This is a genomic window from Pseudomonas sp. Colony2 (assembly GCF_019382755.1).
In the GTDB taxonomy this organism is placed as follows: domain Bacteria; phylum Pseudomonadota; class Gammaproteobacteria; order Pseudomonadales; family Pseudomonadaceae; genus Aquipseudomonas.
In genome coordinates, this window is the sequence record NZ_CP080030.1 from 3536511 (window position 1) to 3556338 (window position 19828).

Sequence of the window (19828 nt, forward strand, 5' to 3'; positions counted from 1 at the left end):
TGTTAGCGTTTCGGGCTTCTCTGATCTGTAGAGGGCTCGACGTTGATTCGACTGACCGATTACATCGCTGATTTTTCCCGTTCGCCGCTGGCACCCTGGGTGGATCTTGCGCCGTGGGAGTTGGTGACCCGGGCGCCGGAAATCGTTCGCAAATTGCTGGCGGGGCTTTCTGATGATGACTATGAGATTCATGACGAGATTGCCGTGCACCGTACTGCGGTCGTGGAGGCGGGCGCTGTTTTGAAAGCGCCGCTGATCATCGGCGCCCACTGTTTTATCGCTGCCGGTGCCTACCTTCGCGGCGGTTGCTGGGTGGATGAATATTGCATCTTCGGACCGGGTGCAGAGCTCAAGACATCCTTTGTCTTCAGCGGCAGCAAGTTGGCGCATTTCAACTTTGTCGGTGATTCGGTATTGGGCCGCGGGGTTAACCTGGAAGCCGGCAGTATCGTGGCCAACTACCGGAACGAGCGTGACGACAAGGAAGTGCAGGTGCGCATTGATGGGCAGTTGCAGCGCACCGGCTGCGACAAGTTTGGCGCGCTGCTTGGGGATCAGTCGCGGGTTGGAGCCAATGGTGTGTTGGCACCGGGAGCGGTGCTTGCGGCGGGTAGTGTGGTTAGGCGTGGGGAGGTTTTCGATTGTGAGGGGTAGGGGTTTTTGGTGTACATATCCGTTAGTTGAGTAACGGCTGCTTATGGTTTCGCTCTTACAGCGACTCGCTTTGGAAAAGCCGGAATGCCGGCCCAGCCCAAAGTAAGCACAGGGCTCTGCCCCGCCTGTCGGCGCCTCACTGTGGCTCGGGCTTATTGGGGCAGTCAGAGCCAGATCAAAATCAAAAGCAAGAGCACAGCGGCCTACAGGCCGGCTTGAGTGGTAGAAGCCAGAGCAAGATCAAGGGCGCACACGGTCCAAATGTGGGAGCGGGCTTGCTCGCGAATGCAGTCTGTCAGTTGATGCATTGGGTGACGGACACACCGCATTCGCGAGCAAGCCCGCTCCCACATTTTTTGACCGTGCTCGCTTTAGATTTTGATTTTGCTCTTCAACACTCAAGTCGGCTTTCAGGCCGCTGTGCTCTTGATCTGTTTTTGATCTTGATCTTAGGCGCCCCGTTAAACCACGCTGGCCGAACGCAGGTAGCACGGGGCAGGGACGCCCCGTCGCGGCGGCCCGCTTCCCAACGCTACTGCAAGTTGACAAACAATCCCCCGTCTACCAACAGCGAAGCTCCGGTCACATACCGCGCCATGTCCGAGGCGAGGAACACGATGGGCCCCGCGACGTCGTCGGGTTCACCCAGGCGCCCCAACGGCGTGCGCGAAGTCATGTACGCCAGCTTCTCCTCGTCGGCCAAGTCTTCCTTGTTGATATCGGTGGCAATCGTTCCCGGCAGCACCGAGTTGCAGCGAATACCATACGGCCCCAACGCAATCGCACAGGACTGCATCAACGAGTGCAGCCCGGCCTTGGTCGGCGTGTAGTGCGTCTGCATCCCGCCACCCACCAGCGCACTGATGGAACTGACGGCGATGATCGCGCCGCCCTTGCCCTGGTTTTTCATCTGGTTTGCCGCCGCTTGCACGGCGAAGTAGGCGCCGTTGAGGTTGGTGTTGACCGTCTTCAGGTACACCTCACGCGGCATGTCGAGAAACGAGTGGAACGGACAAATCCCGGCGTTGTTGACGAACACATCCACACTGCCGAATGCCTTGAGCGCGCCGGCCACCAGTTTGTCGCCGTTGTCCGGATCAGCCGCATCGCCGCCCACCTCCACCGCTTGGCCGCCGAACGCCTTGATTTCCTCGATCAACGAAAACGCCGCTTCAGTGCCTTGGCCGCTACCACTGTGGCCGATGACCACACGGGCACCCTGGCGTGCACATTCCCTGGCGGCGGCGCGGCCGATTCCACGGGAGGCGCCAGTAATAATCACGGTTTTGTCTGCAAGTAACATAAGTGAACTCCTGAAAAAAAAGCGGCCTCAGCCGAGATAGTTGCCGTAACCGACCATGGCAATGGCACCGAGAATCACCGCGATACCCGCGGCCAATACGCCTTTGTTGGTGGCGCTGGTGCCCTGCCATTCGCGGAAATACAGGCCCCAGCAGTTGGATACGATGATGATGAAAGACATGTGCAACACCCACGAACTGGCGTCGTTCTGCAGGCGGCTTTCGCCCATGCCGTAGAAGAAAAACTGCAGGAACCACAGGGTGCCGGCACACGCCACCAACAGGTAGTTGCCAAGCAGCGGAGTGCTGCGGTCGGTGTAGTTGTGGAACGTGCGGTTGCGCCAGTTCAGCCACAGGCACCAGAGGCCGTTGGTGGTCAGGCCACCCCACATGATCACCATGAAGGTCACGTTGTTCTGGAACAGGCTGTTGGCGCCATGCTCGACAGCCGCGGCAGCCAGTGGGCGCCCGGCTGAAATACCGTAGCTGAAGCACGCGCTCAGCACCCCGGAGATCACCGCAACCAGCATGCCCTTGGCCACCGAGAACTCGCTGATGCTGGCGAATTTCACCGCTTCCGGCACTTCTCGTTCCTTGATCAGCCCGGCCTTGCCGCACACGGCGATGCCCACCAGCGATACCGCCACGCCCCACAGCACCCAATGCCCGCCCTGGGAGGCGAGCATTGAGGTCAGGGTGCCTTCGGTGGCGTCGGTGAACAGGTCGCGATACAGCGCCGGCATCAAGGCGCCAAGGGCCGAGGTCAGGCCCAGTACCAGCGACATGCCCAGGGACAGCCCGAGGTAGCGCATGGTCAGGCCGAAGGTCAGCCCGCCGATGCCCCAGAGCACGCCGAACAGGTAGGTCCAGAGCAAGGTGCTGATGTCGGCCTGGCGCAGGATGTCGGCCCAGCCGGGCACGGTCAGTTGCGCGGCAATCAGCGGCACGATCAGCCATGACACCAGGCCGCCGGTGATCCAGTAGCTTTCCCAGGCCCAGCCGCGGACTTTCTTGTAGGGGATGTAGAAGCTGCCGGAGGCGAAGCCGCCGATGAAGTGCAGAATCACACCGAAGAGAATGATTTCCACGTAGTCGAATCCTTTTTTATTGTTGTGGTAGCGCGCTGTTTCAGCCTGGGGTAAGGCTGAACATCGGGATTAAATCCACGCTGACGGGCGAGGCGTCCGGCTGGCTGGGCATGATGTCTTGCATGTACTGCCACCACCGTTGCATCAGCGCGGTGCCCGGCAGTGCGTCGAGCCCGTGCCGCTCTTCGTGGGTCATCACGGCGAACAAGGCGTTGCTGGCCTCGTCGAGGAAGATCCGGTAGTCCACCACGCCGGCATCACGCAGGGCCTGGGCCAGTTCGGGCCAGATCTCATCGTGGCGTCGACGGTACTCGGCGTGCTGACCGGGGTTGAGGTTCATGCGAAAGGCTCGGGTCTGCATTACTTGCCTCCGTGGGGTGGCGTAGGACTGTAGATGCGCACCGCGTTGTGCAGGAAGAACTTGCCCTGTACGTCCTCGGGTTTGCCCGCCATGCAGGCTTTCACCAGGCCCAGGGTGGTAGCGAAACTGGCCAGTTGATTGCTGTTGGGCCAATCGCTGCCGAAGAAGCAACGGTCTTCGCCAAAGGCTTCCCACAGCACGGCCAGGCGGTCGTTGTAGCACGCCGGGTCAAGGATCAGACCCTGCGGGCCGACCTGGGGGATTTCCGCCAGTTTGGCAAATACATTCGGCCGCTCTGCCAGGCGCATCAGGTCGGCGTGATACGCGGATTCTTCGCCGGCGGGCACGCTGGCATTGGGCAGGTGATCGACGATGATGCGCAGCTCGGGCAAGGCATCGCTCAAATGCAGCAGCCCTTTGATCAAGCGCGGATTGGGGTTGGCGCTGTCCAGGCCACGCCCGTATTCGGCGAGGCGGCGCAGGCCTTCGATAAAGCCGGGGCGCTTCTGGTCGTCTGGCAAATCGCGGTCCCACAGGTTGCCGTAGCGCAAACCGAGGAACAGCGGTTCATGGGCCAAGGCATCGAGGTCTGCCGCAAAGTCGCCGTGCAGCGGGTCAAGGTTGCCGACGAAACCGAGCATGCGCAGGTCGCTGCGCAGGGTCTCCAGCAACCAGCGGTTGTCGTCGCGCCACGGGCTGGCTTCCACGGCAATCGCGCCGATCACGTTATGTTCGCCCGCCAGCGGCCAATAATCCGCCGGCAAATGTGCGGCATACAGCGCGTTTCCCGGCTCGGGCCAGGGAATACCCTGGGGGCGGCGCGGGTCGAACAGGTGCAAATGGCTGTCGATGATCGGCCCGCTGTAAGGGGTAAGGGGCATAGCGCAATCCTTCGGAACAATGGATGGGGAAGGGCCCGCACGCTACCGCGCCAAGGCCCGTTACACCACTTCAGCTCTGCAAGTACACCGCATGGGTGTGGGTGTACTCGTACAGGCCGTGCTTGCCATCGGCGCCGCCGATCCCGGATTTACGCACGCCGGCATGAAAGCCTTGCATCGCCTCGAAGTTCTCGCGGTTGACGTAGGTTTCGCCGAACGACAATTCGCGCACCGCCTGCATCGCCTTGCCCAGGTCGCGGGTGTAGATCGAGGAGGTCAGGCCGTAGTCGCAGTCGTTGGCCATGGCGATGGCTTCATCCAGGTCGTCGACAATCTGGATCGGCAGCACCGGGCCAAAAATTTCTTCGCGCATGATTTCCATGTCGGCGTGGCAACCGGCCAATACCGTCGGCTGGAAGTGAAAGCCCTGGCCCAGGTCGGCGATCTGTCCACCGGTGACCAGCGATGCACCCTGGCTCAAGGCGGTGCGCACCTTGCGATTGACGCTGTCCAGGCCTTGGCGGTTGATCAGCGGGCCCATCTCCACATCGGCCTGGGCGATGGGGTCGCCGTAGCGGGTGGCGGCCATCGCGGCGCTGATGCGCTCGATAAACTGGTCGGCCACCTTGCGCTCCACGTACACCCGTTCGGCGCAGTTGCACACCTGGCCGCTGTTGATGATCCTTGAGTCGCGAATGGCGTTTATCGCGAGGTCCAGGTCGGCATCGGCGAGGACGATGGCAGGTGCCTTGCCACCCAGCTCGAGGTTGAGCTTGGTGATATGGGGGGCGGCGGCAGCCATGATCCGCGAGCCGGTGGCGACGCTGCCGGTGAAGCTGATCATGTCCACGCCCTTATGGGCGGTGAGGGCGCCACCGACGCGGCCATCGCCGCAGACCACATTGAATACCCCGGCCGGCAGGTCGGTCTCGGCCACCAGTTTGGCGAACTCGAAGCAGTTGTTCGGCGTTTCTTCGCTGGGTTTGATCACGATGGTGTTGCCGGTGAGCAACGCCGGGGCCATCTTGCGGGCGATCAAAAAGAACGGGAAGTTCCACGGCAGGATGCCGGCCACCACACCCAGGGGTTTGCGGAACAGGAAGATATTTTCATTGGGGCGGTCGCTGGTGATGATCTCGCCTTCAATGCGGCGCGCCCACTCGGCCATGTAGTCGAGGTAGTCGGCGGTGAAGTTGACTTCCACTTCCGCCAGGCCGCTGACCTTGCCTTGCTCCAGGGTAATGGTGCGCGCCAGGTGGGCGACGTTTTCCCGCAGCTTGGCGGCGATGCGGCGCAAGTGCCCGGCACGTTCGATCGCCGGTTTGCGCGCCCAGTCTTTTTGCGCATGACGTGCGGCAGCCAAGGCTTGGTCTATGTCTTCGGAGGTGGACGCCGGGACCTTCGACAACAGGGCGCCGGTGGCCGGGTTCAATACATCCAGGTGTGCATCGCTGGAGGTAAAGCGGCCGTTGATGAAGTTCTGGTAGACCGGTACGGATGACATGCTTGGCTCCTCAGTAAGTACGTGACGGTGCTTTGGCGTCGGCGGCGGGGCGATAGCGGGCCAGGGTCGACATGGCACCCTGGCGCAGCAGGCTGATGTCGATGGCCACCGCAATGAACTGGCAGCCCCAGGCTTGATAGCGGCGGGCGTCGTCTTCGTTGGGCGCGAGAATGCCGCAGGCCTTGCCGGCCGCCAGCGTGGCATTGACTGCGTACTGGATGCGCTCCTGTACCTCGGGGTGCCCGGGATTGCCGGGGTGACCGAGGCCGATGGACAGGTCGGCGGGGCCGATAAACACCGCGTCCACGCCTTCCACCGCCGCAATCGCCGCGACGTTTTCAACGCCCAGACGCGACTCCACCTGCACGATCAGGCACAGCTGTTCATGGGCGGTGTTGAGGTAATCCGACACGCCGTCCCAGCGGGTGGCGCGGGTCAAACCGCCACCAACGCCACGAATACCGTGGGGCGGATAACGCATCGCACGCACCAGGGCCTTGGCTTGCTCGGCGGTTTCGACCATCGGGATCATCAGCGTCTGGGCGCCGACGTCCAGCAGTTGCTTGATCAGGTTGGCGTCGCTGCTTACCGCGCGTACCACCGGGGCGGTGGTGTAGGGAGCCACGGCCTGGAGCTGGTTGAGCACGCTGGGCACGGTGTTGGGGGCGTGTTCGCCGTCAATCAGCATCCAGTCATAACCGGTGCTGGCGACGATCTCGGCGGCATAGGCGGTGGCGAAGCCGGCCCAGATCCCGTATTGCGCGGCGTCTTTACGCAGCGCGGCCTTGAAAGCGTTGTGGGGCATGTTCATGGCAGGAGTCCTCAGCGGTTGTACGGGCGATGCAATTGGCAATCGGGATTGAGGTCCACGCCAAACCCGGGTTTGTCGAGCACCGACAGGCGCATGCGGCCATTCACCGGCACGGGTTCACCGAGCAGTTGCGGGTGGAACATCGGCACCACTTCGTCTGCCTTGGGCGCCATCATCAGGAACTCGGCGAAGGGGCTGTTATGGCGGGTCGCAACAAAGTGGTAGCTGTAGACCGACGAGCCGTGGGGCACCACCAACGCATTGTGGGCATCGGCCAAGGCGGAGATTTTCACCAGCTCGGTGAGGCCGCCGCACCAGCCCACATCTGGCTGGATAATGTCGCAGCACCCCATCTCCAACAGCATGCGAAAGCCCCAGCGGGTGGCTTCGTGTTCGCCGGTGGTAACCAACATGCCTTTGGGCACGTTGTTGCGCAGCGCGGCATAGCCCCAGTAGTCGTCGGGCGACAGCGCTTCTTCGATCCATTTCAGGCCGTATTCATGGGCGCCGGTTGCCAGTTTGGTGGCGTAGTTCAGGTCCAGGCTCATCCAGCAGTCGAGCATCAGCCAGAAGTCCGGGCCGACCCGTTCGCGCATGGTTGCCAGTTCCTCGAGGTTTTTGCGCAGGCCTTCTTCGCCTTCCGATGGGCTGTAGTGCAAGGGCATCTTGCCGCCGATAAAGCCCATCTTCTGTGCGAGGTCCGGGCGGGCGCCGGTGGCGTAGAACTGCAATTCGTCACGCACCGCGCCGCCAAGCAACTGGTGCACCGGCTCCTGGCGGATTTTGCCGAGCAGGTCCCACAGCGCCAGGTCGACACCGGAGATCGTGTTGATCACCAGGCCCTTGCGGCCGTAGTACAGGGTGGACTGGTACATCTGGTCCCAGATTTTTTCGATATCGGTGACGCGGGCGCCTTCCAGGAAGCGCGCCAGGTGCTTCTCGACGATATAGGCGGCGGGCTCGCCACCGGTGGTCACGGCGAACCCGACGGTGCCGTCGCTGGCCTCGATTTCCACTACGAGCGTGCCGAGTACGTTGATCCCGAAACTGCGGCGACTCTGGCGGTACTCGGGGTATTTGCTCATGGGGGTGCTGATGTGATCGTCGATCCAGTGGCCGTCTGCCTGGTCGTGGTAGTCCGCGCCGCCGCCGCGCAGCACAAAGGCGCGCACGTGCTTGATTGTGAGGTTGCCCATGGTGTGACTCCTTGATTAAACAGTGGCCGGCGTGTTCGTCGCTTTATGGCCTGGGGAATGGATACCGAGTACCAGCAAGGCTGCGACTACAGTGGTGGCGGACAGCAGGTAAAGGCCGGCCGCAGGGGAGTGAAAGGCGGTTTCTGCCCAGTTCTTCAGCACCGGGGCGATAAAACCGCCGAGGGCGCCGAAGGAGTTGATCAGGGCGATGCTGGCGGCCGCTGCGCTGCCGGCCAGGTAGCTGGACGGGAAGGTCCAGAACACCGGTTGCACGGCGATAAAGCCCGAGGCGGCAAAGCACAGGGCGAGCATGCCCAGCAGCGGGTTGGCAAAGGTCACCGAGCAGGCGATCCCGGCGGCGGCCATCAACAGGGTCAGGGACGCGGCTTTGCGGCGTTCACCGGTGCGGTCGGAGTAGCCGGGAATCCACCACGCGGCGAACAGCGCGCAGACCCAGGGAATCGCCGAGACCAGGCCCACCATCAAGCCGACCTTGGTCCCCAGCAGCCCACCGACCTGGGTTGGCAAGTAGAACACCACGCCGTAAACGCTGGCCTGGATCAGTAGGTACACCAGGCACAGGTACAGCACGCTGGGCTGGCACAGCACAGTGAGCAGGCTACGGCCGTGAGAGGTTTTGTGCTGGTCTTCGCGGTCGAGCAGGTCCTGGATCTGGCGGCGCTCTGCAACGCTCAGCCATTTGGCATCGGCGGGGCGGTTGTCCAGGTACCAGTAGGCCCAGATGCCAACCGCGGTGGCCATCAGGCCTTCCACCGCGAACAGCCATTGCCAGCCGTGCAGCCCAGAGAACCCGTCCAGCTCCAACAACAGGCCCGAGAGCGGGCTGCCGAAGATGAAGGCCAGGGGCGCGCCAAAGTAGAAGAACCCCATGGCCTTGCCGCGTACCGCAGAGGGGAACCAGTAGGTGAGGTAGAGAATGACACCGGGGAAAAACCCGGCTTCGGCCACGCCCAGCAGGAAGCGCAACAGGTAGAAGCTGGTTTCGTTATGGGCAAACATCATGGCGGCGGACACCAGGCCCCAACTGACCATGATCCGGCACATCCACAGGCGGGCACCGACGCGATGCATGATCAGGTTGCTCGGCACTTCCAGCAGCGCATAGCCGACAAAAAACACCCCGGCGCCAAAGGCGAAGGCGGCATCACTGAGGCCGGTGTCGGCCTGGAAGGCTTGCTTGGCGAACCCGACGTTGGCGCGGTCGAGGAAGGCCATGATGTACATCAACAGCAGAAAGGGCAGCAGCCGCCAGGAAATCTTGGCGAGCAAGGACGCAGGCAGGGTCTTCATTGTTCAGTCCAGTTGTTTTGTTCTTATGGGAAGGACTGTACGGCGCTCCATCTATACGCTACAAATCGAATCTCGCTTACAACTGATAACCTCAGGGTATCGATAACAAGGAAAAAAATGAGTAGTCCCGCAATCTCCCGCAGCCTGTTCAACCGACTGCGCTACAAGCATCTGCATATGCTGGTGGCCTTGAGTTCCAGCCAGAACCTGCACCGTGCGTCCCAAAGCCTGAACATGTCGCAGCCGGCGGCGACGCGCATGTTGCGCGAGATCGAGGATATGTTTGCCTGTGACCTGTTCGAGCGCCTGCCCCGGGGCATGCGCCCGACGGCACTGGGCAAGGAATTGATCCGCTTTGCCGAGTCGGCGCTGAGTGGCCTCGACCGCTGCGCCGAGGAACTGATGATGCGCCAGCAGGGCGGCTACGGGTATTTGTCGATCGGCACCATCATGGGCGCGGCGCCGGACCTTGTGATGGACTCCATTGCGCAGATCAAAACCCTCAACCCGCAGATGCGCATTCGCATCATGGGCGATACCAGCGACCAGGTGATCCAGTTGCTGGAGCAAGGCCGCATCGACCTGGCCATCGCCCGGCGCAACGCCGCCACCGACAGTGAGCATTACACCTTTGAGCCCCTGGGCAACGAACGCATGCTGGTGGTGGTGCACGCCGGCCACCCCCTGGCCCAGCGCGAGCATCTGCCGCTGGCGGAACTGGTCAGTGACTGGCCGTGGATCCTGCAACCGCAAACCAGCCCGGCGCGCATTGGTTTTGATGAAGCATTGCAACACCTGGCCTTGCCGCAGCCGGCGGACATTATCGAGTGCAGTTCGGTGTATTCCATGCAGCAACTGATTCAACTCACCGACGCGATCATGGTGCTCTCGGAAAGCGCCCTGCGGGATTACTTGAAAATGGGCCTCGTGGTCGCCTTGCCGGTGGTGCTGGAGGTGCAACTGGCACCGTTCGGGATGCTGCTGCGCAAGGGCGACCCGGTGAGCCGCGAGTTGGGGTTGTTTATCGACATGCTCAGGCAAAAGGCCGCAATGCTTTAAACATCGTGTGCAAAAGAACGTGGTACGCCGGCAGGTTATTAAATAGAATGAATCTCATTTGAGACTGACTCGCGCCGCGCAGGTTACTTGCCATGAATGATGCTGTAGTGCCGACGCACCTCGCTGAACCCAGCCTTCACACGTTGTATCGCGACCACCGCAGCTGGCTCGAAAGCTGGCTGCGGCACCGCTTGGGCAACGCCTGGGATGCGGCCGACCTGAGCCAGGACACGTTCCTGCGGGTGCTGGCCAGCGCGCAGCCGATTGCGCAATTGCAGGAGCCCCGGGCCTATCTGGTGACGGTGGGCAAGCGCTTGCTGGTGAATTTTCACCAGCGGCGCAGTCTGGAACAGGCGTATCTCAATGCGTTGATGCAGTTGCCGGAGGCTTGCGTGCCGTCGCCGGAGCAACGCTGGTTGCTGCTGGAAACCCTGCAAGCCCTGGATGAATTGCTCGACGGTTTGCCGGCGGTGGTGCGCCGCGCGTTTCTCTGGAGCCAGCTGGAAGGACTCGGCTATCGGGAGATTGCCGAGCGGCTCAAGGTGTCCGAGCGTACGGTCAAGCGCTACATGGCCCAGGCTTACGAGCATTGCCTGCTGGTGGAACTGTGAGCCGTGCTGCGCCGGATCTCGCCCGGGCGGCGGCGCAGTGGCTGGCGTTGCTGGAATCCGGCAGCGCCACCGAACGTGATCACGCCCGCCTGCAGCAGTGGCGTGACAGCCATCCCCAGCATGAGCAGATCTGGCAAAAAGCCCAATCGCTGCGCCAACGGTTTACCGACTTGCCGCCAGCGTTGGCCATGGCCAGCCTTGATCGTCCGCAACCGGGACGGCGTGCAGTACTCAAGCGTGCCTTGGGCGTCGCCGCGTTGTTGCCAACCGCGTGGTTGCTCAGCCGGCAATTGCCTATCGACGTGTGGCGCGCCGACCTGCACACCGCTACTGGCGAACGCAAGCGAGTGCCGCTGTTGGATGGCAGCAGCCTGCAACTGAATACCGCGAGCGCGGTGGACGTGGATACGGCCCGGCGCCGTGTGACGCTGGTGGAAGGGGAGATGGCGTTGACGGTGCCGGGGGCTGGTGCGCTGACGGTGCAGACGCGTTATGGCCAGGTGATCGTCAGCCAGGCTGAAGTGTGTATGCGGCAGTTGTCTTCCGGGTGTTTGGTGTCGGTGTTGAAGGGCGCGGTGCAGGTGCAGGACCTGCGTGGGCAAGTGGCGACATTGCAGGGGGGGCAGCAGGCACGGTTGCAGGCGTCGGGGATGGGCGCTGCGGTGGGGTTTGATGCGTTGCAATTGGGTTGGCGCGACGGTGTGCTGACTGCGCAGAACCAGCTGTTGGGTGATTTTTTGCGGGAGCTGGAGCGGTATCGGCCGGGTGTGCTGCGCTGGGACCCGAGCCTTGAAGCGCTGCGGGTCACTGGGAGTTTTCAGTTGGCCGATACCGATCGAATTCTTGCGTTGCTGGCGTCGACGATGCCGCTGCAAGTGCAGTCCCGTACGCAGTATTGGGTGACGTTGACGCCGCGTAAATCGGCTGCTTGATGCGATCCTTGTGGGAGCGGGCTTGCTCGCGAAGAACCTGAGAGCGCCGCGTTGAATCAGGATGCCCGCGTCATCGTTAACGACCTTCGCGAGCAAGCCCGCTCCCACATTTGAACCGTGCCCGCTTTAGCTTTTGATTTTGGGCGGACTCAACACGTGCCTTTCAGATCACATGCGCCCGTTGCAGCTCAGTCAACGCCAGTGCCTTGAGCCGCGCCAACAGCGGATCCCGCCGATCCCGCGGATGCACCAGCTCCACCGCCAGCTCCTGGCGAATACTGCTCGGCCGGTTATCCATCACCAACACCCGGTCACTCAGGTACAGCGCCTCGTCCACATCGTGAGTCACCAGCAGCAGGGCGATCCCGTGGTGCTCGGCCAATTGCAGCAGCAGGTCCTGCAGCTTCATGCGGGTAAACGCATCCACCGCGCTGAACGGTTCGTCCAGCAACAGCACCTGCGGCCGTGAATACAGCCCGCGAGCAATCGCCACCCGTTGCGCCATCCCGCCAGACAACGCCTTGGGCAACGCCTGGCCAAAACCCGTAAGCCCCACCTCATCGATCAACTGCGCGACCCAGGCCTTGTCATAGCCATCGTCATCGCTGAAACCAATGTTTTGCTCCACCGTCAGCCACGGCATCAGGCGTGGCTCCTGAAATACAAACGCGACCTCACCACCGCCTTGCAGCAGTTCCCCCTGATAGTCCTTTTCCAGCCCGGCGACGATCCGCAGCAAGGTGCTTTTGCCGCAGCCACTGGGGCCCAGCAAACTGACGGCTTCCCGCGGCTGCAAGGCCAAATGGACGTTGGTCAGCACCGTCGTCGCGCCGAAGTTTTTCCGCTCGACGCGAATGTCCAGTAGCGCTTCACTCATGCTCAATTCTCCGGGCCTTGGCCGTTGAAGGTATCGCGCCAGGCCAGGCAGCGTTTTTCCAGGGCCGCCAACAGGCCGTCGCTGATCTTGCCCAGCAGCGCCAGCACGATGATCGCCGCCAGCACAATGTCGGGCCGTGAGGTTTCCCGGCCATCGCTGAGCAGGTAACCCAGGCCCTTGGTCGCGGCGATCAACTCGGCCGCCACCAGGAACATCCACGCCAGGCTCAGGCCGCTGCGCAAGCCGGTGAACAGGCCGGGCAGGGCGGCAGGCAACAGGATGCGACGCACCAGGCGCGTGCGGCTGAAGCCATACATCTGCCCGACTTCCACCAGCTTGCGGTCGATGTCGCGAATGGCCGCGACGCCATTGAGGTACACCGGGAAGAACGCGCCGATGGCAATCAGCACGATCTTCGAGGTCTCATCAATGCCCAGCCACAGCAGCAACAGCGGCACCCAGGCCAGGCTCGGGATCGAGCGCAGGCCGGCGAAGGTTGGTTCCAGGTACGCCTCGGCCTCGCGGCTCAAGCCGACCCAGGCGGCAAACACCAGAGCCAGGCCGGCGCCGATGGTGAACCCCAGCAGCACCCGCAACAGGCTGGCGCTGATGTGTTTCCACAGCGCGCCTTCGGCGAGGTCGGTGAGGGTCACGGCGATCTCGCTGGGCGCCGGCATCTGGTAGGACGGCAGCCAGCCGATGCGCACCACCACTTCAAGGATCACCAGGATCAACACCGGCAACGCCAGGCCCTTGAGCCGCCGCGGCCAGGCGCTGCGCTGCACGGTGAGCGTTGGCGCGAGTGCGACGGGCAGGGTTTCGCTTTTGCTGCTCATGACGCTCCCCTTATGGACGAGGCAAAGCCTGGCCAAAGCTTGGGTCGATCAACTGGTCGATCACCTGATCCACATTCACCCCACGGCGCACCAGTTCTTCCGACACCAGGATCGGCGCGGCCGCCTTGGACGACACCACGTCCTGGGCAGTGAGCAATGGGCTGCTCAAGTCGGTACGCGACAATTGCAGCTTGGCCACGTCCAGGGGCAGGCCGGATTCGTCGGCCAGCAGCTTGGCGAATTCGTCGGGGTGTTTCACCGCCCAGTTGCGGGCTTTTTCATAGGCACCGAGCACCTTGGCGATGGTCTGTGGATGCTCCTTGGCGTATTTTTCGGTCACGCTGACCACGCCGTAGCTGTTGAAGTCCTTGTTGCGGTACAGCAGGCGCGAACCCGCCTGGATTTCGCTGGCGGCCATGTGCGGGTCGAGACCGGCCCAGGCGTCCACATCACCTTTCTCCAGGGCGGTACGGCCGTCCGGGTGTTGCAGGTGCACCAGCTCCACGTCGTCCTTGCTCAGGCCGGCTTTCTGCAGGCTGCGCAGGGTGAACAGGTACGGGTCGGTGCCTTTGGTGGCGGCGATTTTCTTGCCCTTGAGGTCGCTGACGCTGTTGAACGTCGAGTCCTTGCGCACCACCAGTGCAGTCCACTCGGCGCGGCTGTACACATACACCGACTTGATCGGGCTGCCATTGGCCCGGCTGAGCACCGCCGACAGGCTGGCGGACGAGGCGAAGTCGACGCCGCCGCTGTTGAGGTATTCCAGGGAACGGTTGCTGCCCTGGCTCAACACCCAGCCGACCTTGGTTTGCGGCAGCGCTTCTTCAAGCCAGCCGAAGTGCTTGAGCACCAGGCTCACCGGGGAGTAGTAGGCGTAGTCCAGGTTGACTTGCGCAGGGTCGGTTTCCGCTGCATGGGCCAGGGGTTGCAGGCTGAAGGCGAGGGCGCAGGCGCCCAACAGGGTATTGAAGAAGGGTTTCATGGAACAGCTCCGGACAAGGCGGGAAAAGAGAAGGCTTTCTTATATTCAGAAAATTCATATGGCATGTTCCATCATGCGTTATAGGAATATGCAGTCTCTGTGCCAGCGTCTTTGCAGGGCAGGGCAACACCCTGGCGTAGCAGCTGTCGAGCCCAAGCGAGGCTGCGTTTGCGGTGTGTCAGACAGACCGCTGACGCAGCCTCGCTTGGGCTCGACAGCTGCTACGTGGGGAGTGGTTGGGAGTGGGGAGGCGGGCACTTTGTTGAATCACTGTTGGCTGTGCAACAGCTCGCATATGTTTTTATGGAATAAATAAAGAGTTATATATTCCTTTTGTTGGTTTCACGAATAGGGCACTTTGAGTGCCTGCGCATTCGTGCGGATTGACCCAACAGACCAAAGGAAAGCCGACATGACCATTAAAGCGATCAACGTGCGCAACCAGTTCAAAGGCGTGATCAAGGAAATCCTGATCGGCGAAGTGGTGTCCGAGATCGACGTGCAAACCGCGTCGGGGATCGTGACGTCGGTGATTACCACACGCTCGGTGCGTGACCTGGAATTGAAGGTGGGCAGTGAAGTGATTGCCTTTGTGAAGTCGACTGAAGTCTCTATTGCCAAGTTGTAAACCCGAGTCCAGTTGTGAACCCAATCCAAAGGTGGGAGCGGGCTTGCTCGCGAATGCGGTGTGACAGTCGACATCTACAATGACTGATCCACCGCTTTCGCGAGCAAGCCCGCTCCCACATTTTGTTTTGCATACAGCCGTTGGAGGGTTAGTTGAGTCGAGGCCCGCCTCCCGATGGCCGGGACCCAGGCTTCTCATCCGAAGCATCCGGCAGTGCCTTGGGCGTTTCACTCGGGTCCTTGTAGTCCTTGTGCAAATCCCCATCCAGCCGGTTGCTCGACGAGCCGCCGCTTTGTGGTGTGGAGTCGAAATGCTCCCACTCCGATTGCTGGAAGCGGAACAGGCTGTCATCGGTCGGCGTGTCGCGGCCGTGGTAGTGGTGTATCTCGTAGTGGGCGTATTCGACCTTATCCGCCCAGTTGTCCTGCAGCAAACCGTCGCCGGCCAGGTCGCGGTACCAGTCGTTTTCCTTCTCGGTAGCCTTCTGTTTTTTATTGTGGTCGACGAAGTAACCGATGATCCCGCCTACCACCGCTAACACCACGCCCACCAGGAACAGCGGCCCGGTCAGCGCCGCCGCCGTGCCTGCGCCAAACAGCGCCGCCGCACCCAATACCCCGGCCGACGCGCCGAACGCACCGCCCGCCACTTGCAAGCCACCTGCGGCCTGAGCCAACGGGTCTTTGCTGTCCACGCCGCTTTTGATCGCCAGGGCGCCGAGCACAATGTCGGCAAAACCACCGGCAATGTCCGTCGCCGGGCCCAACACCTTGATCACGGAACCGGCGATCTTCGCCGATTGGGAGGCGCCAAGCTTGGCCGCACCGGCTGCCTTGAGGCCGTCATCCAGGTGAGTGGCGAGGCCTTCGGTGGCTTCGGTTACCGCCTTGTCGCCCTCGCCAAACAGCTTGGCCACGCCGTCGTACTGGCTGTCGGGAACCGCGTCCAGGGCCGCAGCGATTTCTTTGCTGACCTTTGAGTCGATTTCGGTGGGCTTGCTGAAGTCGATGACTTTGCCGGCCGCCCCTTCCTTGCCCCAGATTTCCGGCAGGGTCTTGTCCAGGCCGAGGAAGTCCACCAGGCCGCCCTTGCCCAGGGCTTCGCCGATCTTGTCACCGAGCTTGACGAAGTGGCTGGCGCCGCCGGCAAAACTCAGGAAGTCCTTGGCGATGGTCATGCGTTGGGCCGGGGTTTCGCCGAGCTTGCCGCCTTTGCCCACCAGTTGGTAAATCCCCGAGAACAGGCTGACGCCGGCGCCCATCGAACCGAGGATGCCTTTGCTGTTGAGGGTGTTGAACACTTCGCCGAGCATGCCACGATCCGCCACCGGGATATACGGTTTGCTCAGGGCGGTTTTCACGTCGGCTTCGCTGATGGTGCCGCTGTTCTTGTAGACGTCGCCGAGTTCTTCCAGGGCCTTGGTCACGGCCGAGGATTTCTCCTTGCCTTCCAGGCCCTCGTTGAGGAATTTCTCCAGCACTTCCTGGCTGCGGCGCGGCAGGTCCAGCAGGTTGCCCTTGAGCACGCCCTTGAGCAGGCCGAACAGGTCCTTGGTGGCCAGTTCCTTGTTGTCGTCGGAGATCTTGCTCGGGTCCGAGAGAATCTCGTTGAGGTCGGTGGTGAGGCCGTCGGCCTGGATATTCTGCGCGGCCTTGGTGGCGGCTTCCGGGTCGAACAGCGACAGCGAGGTCAGGGTGTTGCTCAGATCCTGCTGGGCTTCGTGGCTCTTGCCCTGTTTTTGCAGGTCCTTGAGGTACAGCACATAGTCGGGGTTGCTGGTCAGGTCGAGAAGCTTCTGCTTGATCTCGTCCTTGTTGGGCAGGTGACTGATGGCGTCGTCCATCTTGGTCTTGTAGTCGGCCTGCACCGTCGGGTCCTTGAACAACTCGCCGATCTGCTCCTGCACCGCCTTGCCGTCGATGATGTCGTGCATGTCGGCGGAAGTGAGCTCGGTCTGCTTGTCATCGAACTCGCGCCAGGTGGTGTTGAACGGGCGCTTGGATTCTTCGTAGCCGGTGATGCCATGGCCGTTCTGGTAGGCGGCCTGGGCTTCCAGGGCGCGGACCAGTTTGGCCCGTGGGTCGTCTTTGGGAATCGAGCCGTCCTTGACGCCGGCGCGGTAGGTGTCGATCAGTTCGGTGGTGGCCAGTTCGCTGACGCTCTGGGTCGGCGACTTGTCGTCGTCCTTGTCGGCATGCACGCCGGTGTCGAGGTTGAGCACGTCGAGCTCATCGTTGCTCGGCAGGTTGTACTTGGCGCGGGTCTCGTCGACGGTGCCGGCGCTCCAGGCTTCCCATTTCGCCACCACTTCGTCGTAGAGCTGCGGGCTGAGCTCCTTGGAGACGATGACCTTGCCTTCGCTGGTTTCATAGCGGATCAGGCCGTCCCCCAGCTCGTCGGGGGAACCGAAGGTGATCTCGGTGTTCTTCAGGAAGTCATTCGGCCCGGCCAGCTTGTAGCCGGCGTCTTCACTGGAGTGGATCTTGCTCCAGGTGTCCTGGGCGGTGGCCACGCTCTTGAACAGTTCCGGGCTGACGTCGGCCGATACGACGACCTTGGTGCCGTCGTGGGTTTCATAGGTCAGCACATTGCCTTGCTGGCCTTCGATCCAGCCGAAGCCCTTGTAGTCGTTCAGCTCCGGCGCCTTGGTATTGGCGTCTGCCAGGGTCGAGCCGTCGTTGAGCGCGGACTCTACGGCGGCCTTTTTGTCGGGGTTGGTGTAGACCTCGTGCAGGCCTGCCAGGTAGTCGAACAGCTTGGGGTTGTCGTCGCGGGCCACGACCATTTTCTGGCCATTGCTTTCAAAGCGGATCAGGCCGGGGCCGACTTCATCCTTGGGGCCGACGGTGGTGCCGGCGTAGGGCGGCCACACTTCGTTGTCGCTGGCGCGCTTGTAGCCGGCGTCTTCGCTGCTGCCCAGGCCGGTGAAGCTTTCATAGGCTTCCTTGGCTTTCTGGAAGGCCTCGGGGTTGTCGCGCTGGCTGATGACGAACTTGTTGCCGTCCTGGGTCTCGTAGCGGATCACGCCGGGGCCGGTTTCGTCGGGCGGGCCGAGGGATTTGTAATCACCGAGCTTTTCCGGGGCCGTGGCGTCGCCGCCCAGGCGCTGGTAGCCGGCGGCTTCGCTGGCGTTGACGCCGGAGAGTGCCTTGAAGTCGGCGCTGACTTGCTTGAACAGCTCGGGGCTGTCTTTTTCGCTGACGATGACTTTCATGCCGTCCTGGGTTTCATAGCGGATCAGGCCGGGGCCGACTTCGTCCGCCGGGCCGATGGCCTTGTAATCCCCCAGGGTGGTGGGCGGCGCGGCGTCCTTGGCGGCCAGTTCATAGCCTTGTTCCTTGCTGGCAGCGAGCCCTTGCGCGGTTTTGTCGCCGGCCTCCACCTTCTTGTTGTTGGCGCTGTTCTTGAGCAGCACGTGGAACGCCGCGCCGGACTTGGGCGGTGTGAGAGGAAGGGCTTTGGGGTCGGTCGAGCGGTTGAGCGGCTGGGTCGTCATGCCATGGAACTCCTGCTGTTACCGGTGGGACGAATCGGCAAAAACAGTAACAGCAGGGGTTCGGCGGTCGTTGCGAAAAGTTGTGAATTGCGCCTTAACGGTGACGCAGGCTGCGTTCCAGGCGGGCGATGCCTTCTTCCAGCATGGCCCGTGGGCAGCCGAAGTTCAGGCGCACGAATTGCTGGCTGTCATCGCCGAATTCAATCCCGGCGCTCAAGCCGACCCTGGCCTGTTCGAGGAAGAACCGTTGCGGGTCGTCCAGGCCCAGGGCGCTGCAATCCAGCCAGGCCAGGTAGGTGCCTTGAGGCGCATGCATGACCACGCCGGGCAGGCGGGTTTGCACGGCGTTCAGCAGGTAATCGCGGTTGGCTTGCAGGTAGGCCACCAGCGCCTGCAGCCAGTCGCCGCAGTCGCTGTAGGCCGCACGCGTGGCTTCCAGGCCCAGGGGGCTGACGCTGTCGACCATGCCGCAGCGGGCTTGGTTGAAGCGCTCGCGGATCTCGGGATTCTGGATCACCGCGAAGCAGGTCTTCAACCCGGCGACGTTATACGCCTTGCTCGCCGACATCAGGGTGATGGTGCGCTGGGCAATCTCGGGGCTGAGGCTGGCGGTGGGAATATGCCGGCGGCCGTCAAAGCACAGCTCGGCGTGGATTTCATCGGAGACGATCAGCGCACCCTGGTCCAGGCAGGCGCTGGCCACGGCCAGCAGTTCCTCACGGGGGAAGACCTTGCCCATCGGGTTGTGCGGGTTGCTCAACAGCAGTGCCCCGGCGCCGGTGAGGGCTTCACGCATTGCCGGCAACGGCGTGAGGTACTCGCCTTCGGCGCTCAGCTCAAATGGCACTTCGATCTTCGGCAGGTTCCAGTGGCCGGGCGCCAGGCGGATCGGGCGATAGTTGGGGGTTTGCAACACCACCGGTTGGCCGGGCTGCACAAATGCGTGCAGCGCCATGTTGAAACCAGGCTCGACCCCCGGCAGGAACAGCAACTCATCCGGCTGTACGCGCCAGGCGTACTTGGCCCACAGATCGGCGACGATCGTCTCGCGCACGCCATCGCAGGCCACGCTGTAGCCGAGGATCTGCTGACCCAGTCGCTCGTGCAACGCTTGAAGCACGGCCGGTGGGGCAGCGATGTCCATGTCGGCAATCCACATCGGCAGAACGTCTTGCGGGTAACGACTCCACTTGGTGCTGCCGGTGCCGAGGCGGGAGTGGATCGTGTCGAAATCAAAGCTCATGGGTGGCTCGTATCAGGGAGGCGGGCGTAGAAATGGCGCTGATTCTAGCGCCATTAA

18 protein-coding genes are annotated in these 19828 nt (G+C 62.3%); 5 read left to right on the forward strand and 13 right to left on the reverse strand.

Going from position 1 to position 19828, the window contains the following annotated elements:
* Positions 1-42 precede the first annotated feature (42 nt).
* The gene (locus JV201_RS14000; RefSeq protein WP_219407093.1) at positions 43-654 is read left to right on the forward strand and encodes an LpxA family transferase; all 612 of its coding nucleotides are present in this window, start codon (positions 43-45) and stop codon (positions 652-654) included.
* Between the two features lie 532 nt (positions 655-1186).
* On the opposite strand, the gene JV201_RS14005 is transcribed toward JV201_RS14000, so the two are convergent.
* From JV201_RS14005 to JV201_RS14040, 8 genes are all read right to left on the reverse strand, one after another.
* Complete coding sequence (locus JV201_RS14005; RefSeq protein ID WP_219407094.1) at positions 1187-1957, reverse strand: SDR family NAD(P)-dependent oxidoreductase; 771 nt, start codon at positions 1955-1957, stop codon at positions 1187-1189.
* A 27-nt stretch (positions 1958-1984) separates the two neighbouring features.
* Positions 1985-3043 carry an L-rhamnose/proton symporter RhaT gene (gene rhaT / locus JV201_RS14010; protein WP_219407095.1) on the reverse strand — a complete coding sequence of 353 codons (1059 nt, stop codon included), beginning with the start codon at positions 3041-3043 and terminating at the stop codon, positions 1985-1987.
* Positions 3044-3083: 40 nt separating this feature from the next.
* Positions 3084-3404, reverse strand: a complete 321-nt coding sequence (gene rhaM, locus JV201_RS14015; RefSeq protein WP_087693855.1) for an L-rhamnose mutarotase — start codon at positions 3402-3404, stop codon at positions 3084-3086.
* Complete coding sequence (locus JV201_RS14020) at positions 3404-4285, reverse strand: amidohydrolase (protein WP_219407096.1); 882 nt, start codon at positions 4283-4285, stop codon at positions 3404-3406. Before JV201_RS14020 ends, rhaM begins: the two co-directional genes overlap by 1 nt.
* 70 nt (positions 4286-4355) lie before the next feature.
* Complete coding sequence (gene aldA / locus JV201_RS14025; protein WP_219407097.1) at positions 4356-5789, reverse strand: aldehyde dehydrogenase; 1434 nt, start codon at positions 5787-5789, stop codon at positions 4356-4358.
* A gap of 10 nt (positions 5790-5799) precedes the next feature.
* Positions 5800-6600 (reverse strand): HpcH/HpaI aldolase/citrate lyase family protein, encoded by an 801-nt coding sequence (locus JV201_RS14030; protein WP_102605249.1) that lies wholly within the window; start codon positions 6598-6600, stop codon positions 5800-5802.
* A gap of 11 nt (positions 6601-6611) precedes the next feature.
* On the reverse strand, positions 6612-7796 hold the full coding sequence (rhmD, locus tag JV201_RS14035; protein ID WP_102605248.1) for an L-rhamnonate dehydratase: 1185 nt from the start codon (positions 7794-7796) through the stop codon (positions 6612-6614).
* Between the two features lie 15 nt (positions 7797-7811).
* Complete coding sequence (locus JV201_RS14040; RefSeq protein WP_177054208.1) at positions 7812-9107, reverse strand: MFS transporter; 1296 nt, start codon at positions 9105-9107, stop codon at positions 7812-7814.
* A 117-nt stretch (positions 9108-9224) separates the two neighbouring features.
* Between JV201_RS14040 and JV201_RS14045 the strand changes: the two genes are divergently transcribed.
* The 3 genes from JV201_RS14045 (at position 9225) to JV201_RS14055 (ending at position 11709) form a co-directional block, all read left to right on the forward strand.
* On the forward strand, positions 9225-10166 hold the full coding sequence (locus JV201_RS14045) for a LysR family transcriptional regulator (protein WP_087693849.1): 942 nt from the start codon (positions 9225-9227) through the stop codon (positions 10164-10166).
* Positions 10167-10258: 92 nt separating this feature from the next.
* Positions 10259-10777: a sigma-70 family RNA polymerase sigma factor gene (locus tag JV201_RS14050; protein WP_219407098.1), complete on the forward strand. Its 519-nt coding sequence runs from the start codon at positions 10259-10261 to the stop codon at positions 10775-10777.
* Positions 10774-11709, forward strand: a complete 936-nt coding sequence (locus tag JV201_RS14055; RefSeq protein WP_219407099.1) for a FecR domain-containing protein — start codon at positions 10774-10776, stop codon at positions 11707-11709. Before JV201_RS14050 ends, JV201_RS14055 begins: the two co-directional genes overlap by 4 nt.
* Positions 11710-11872: 163 nt before the next feature.
* Here JV201_RS14055 and JV201_RS14060 read toward each other — a convergent pair whose 3' ends face one another.
* Genes JV201_RS14060 through JV201_RS14070 form a run of 3 tightly spaced genes read right to left on the reverse strand, consistent with a single transcriptional unit; the run spans position 11873 to position 14404 of the window.
* The gene (locus JV201_RS14060) at positions 11873-12586 is read right to left on the reverse strand and encodes an ABC transporter ATP-binding protein (protein ID WP_008431321.1); all 714 of its coding nucleotides are present in this window, start codon (positions 12584-12586) and stop codon (positions 11873-11875) included.
* Positions 12587-12588: 2 nt separating this feature from the next.
* Positions 12589-13422 carry an ABC transporter permease gene (locus JV201_RS14065; RefSeq protein WP_087693846.1) on the reverse strand — a complete coding sequence of 278 codons (834 nt, stop codon included), beginning with the start codon at positions 13420-13422 and terminating at the stop codon, positions 12589-12591.
* Positions 13423-13432: 10 nt separating this feature from the next.
* Positions 13433-14404, reverse strand: a complete 972-nt coding sequence (locus tag JV201_RS14070; protein ID WP_219407100.1) for an aliphatic sulfonate ABC transporter substrate-binding protein — start codon at positions 14402-14404, stop codon at positions 13433-13435.
* 412 nt (positions 14405-14816) lie between these two features.
* Here JV201_RS14070 and JV201_RS14075 point away from each other — a divergent pair, with 412 nt between their 5' ends.
* Complete coding sequence (locus JV201_RS14075; RefSeq protein WP_003217010.1) at positions 14817-15032, forward strand: molybdopterin-binding protein; 216 nt, start codon at positions 14817-14819, stop codon at positions 15030-15032.
* 148 nt (positions 15033-15180) lie between these two features.
* Here JV201_RS14075 and JV201_RS14080 read toward each other — a convergent pair whose 3' ends face one another.
* Complete coding sequence (locus JV201_RS14080; RefSeq protein ID WP_219407101.1) at positions 15181-18528, reverse strand: hypothetical protein; 3348 nt, start codon at positions 18526-18528, stop codon at positions 15181-15183.
* Between the two features lie 94 nt (positions 18529-18622).
* Positions 18623-19771, reverse strand: coding sequence for a MalY/PatB family protein (locus JV201_RS14085; protein WP_219407102.1), 1149 nt, complete (start codon positions 19769-19771; stop codon positions 18623-18625).
* Positions 19772-19828 lie beyond the last annotated feature (57 nt).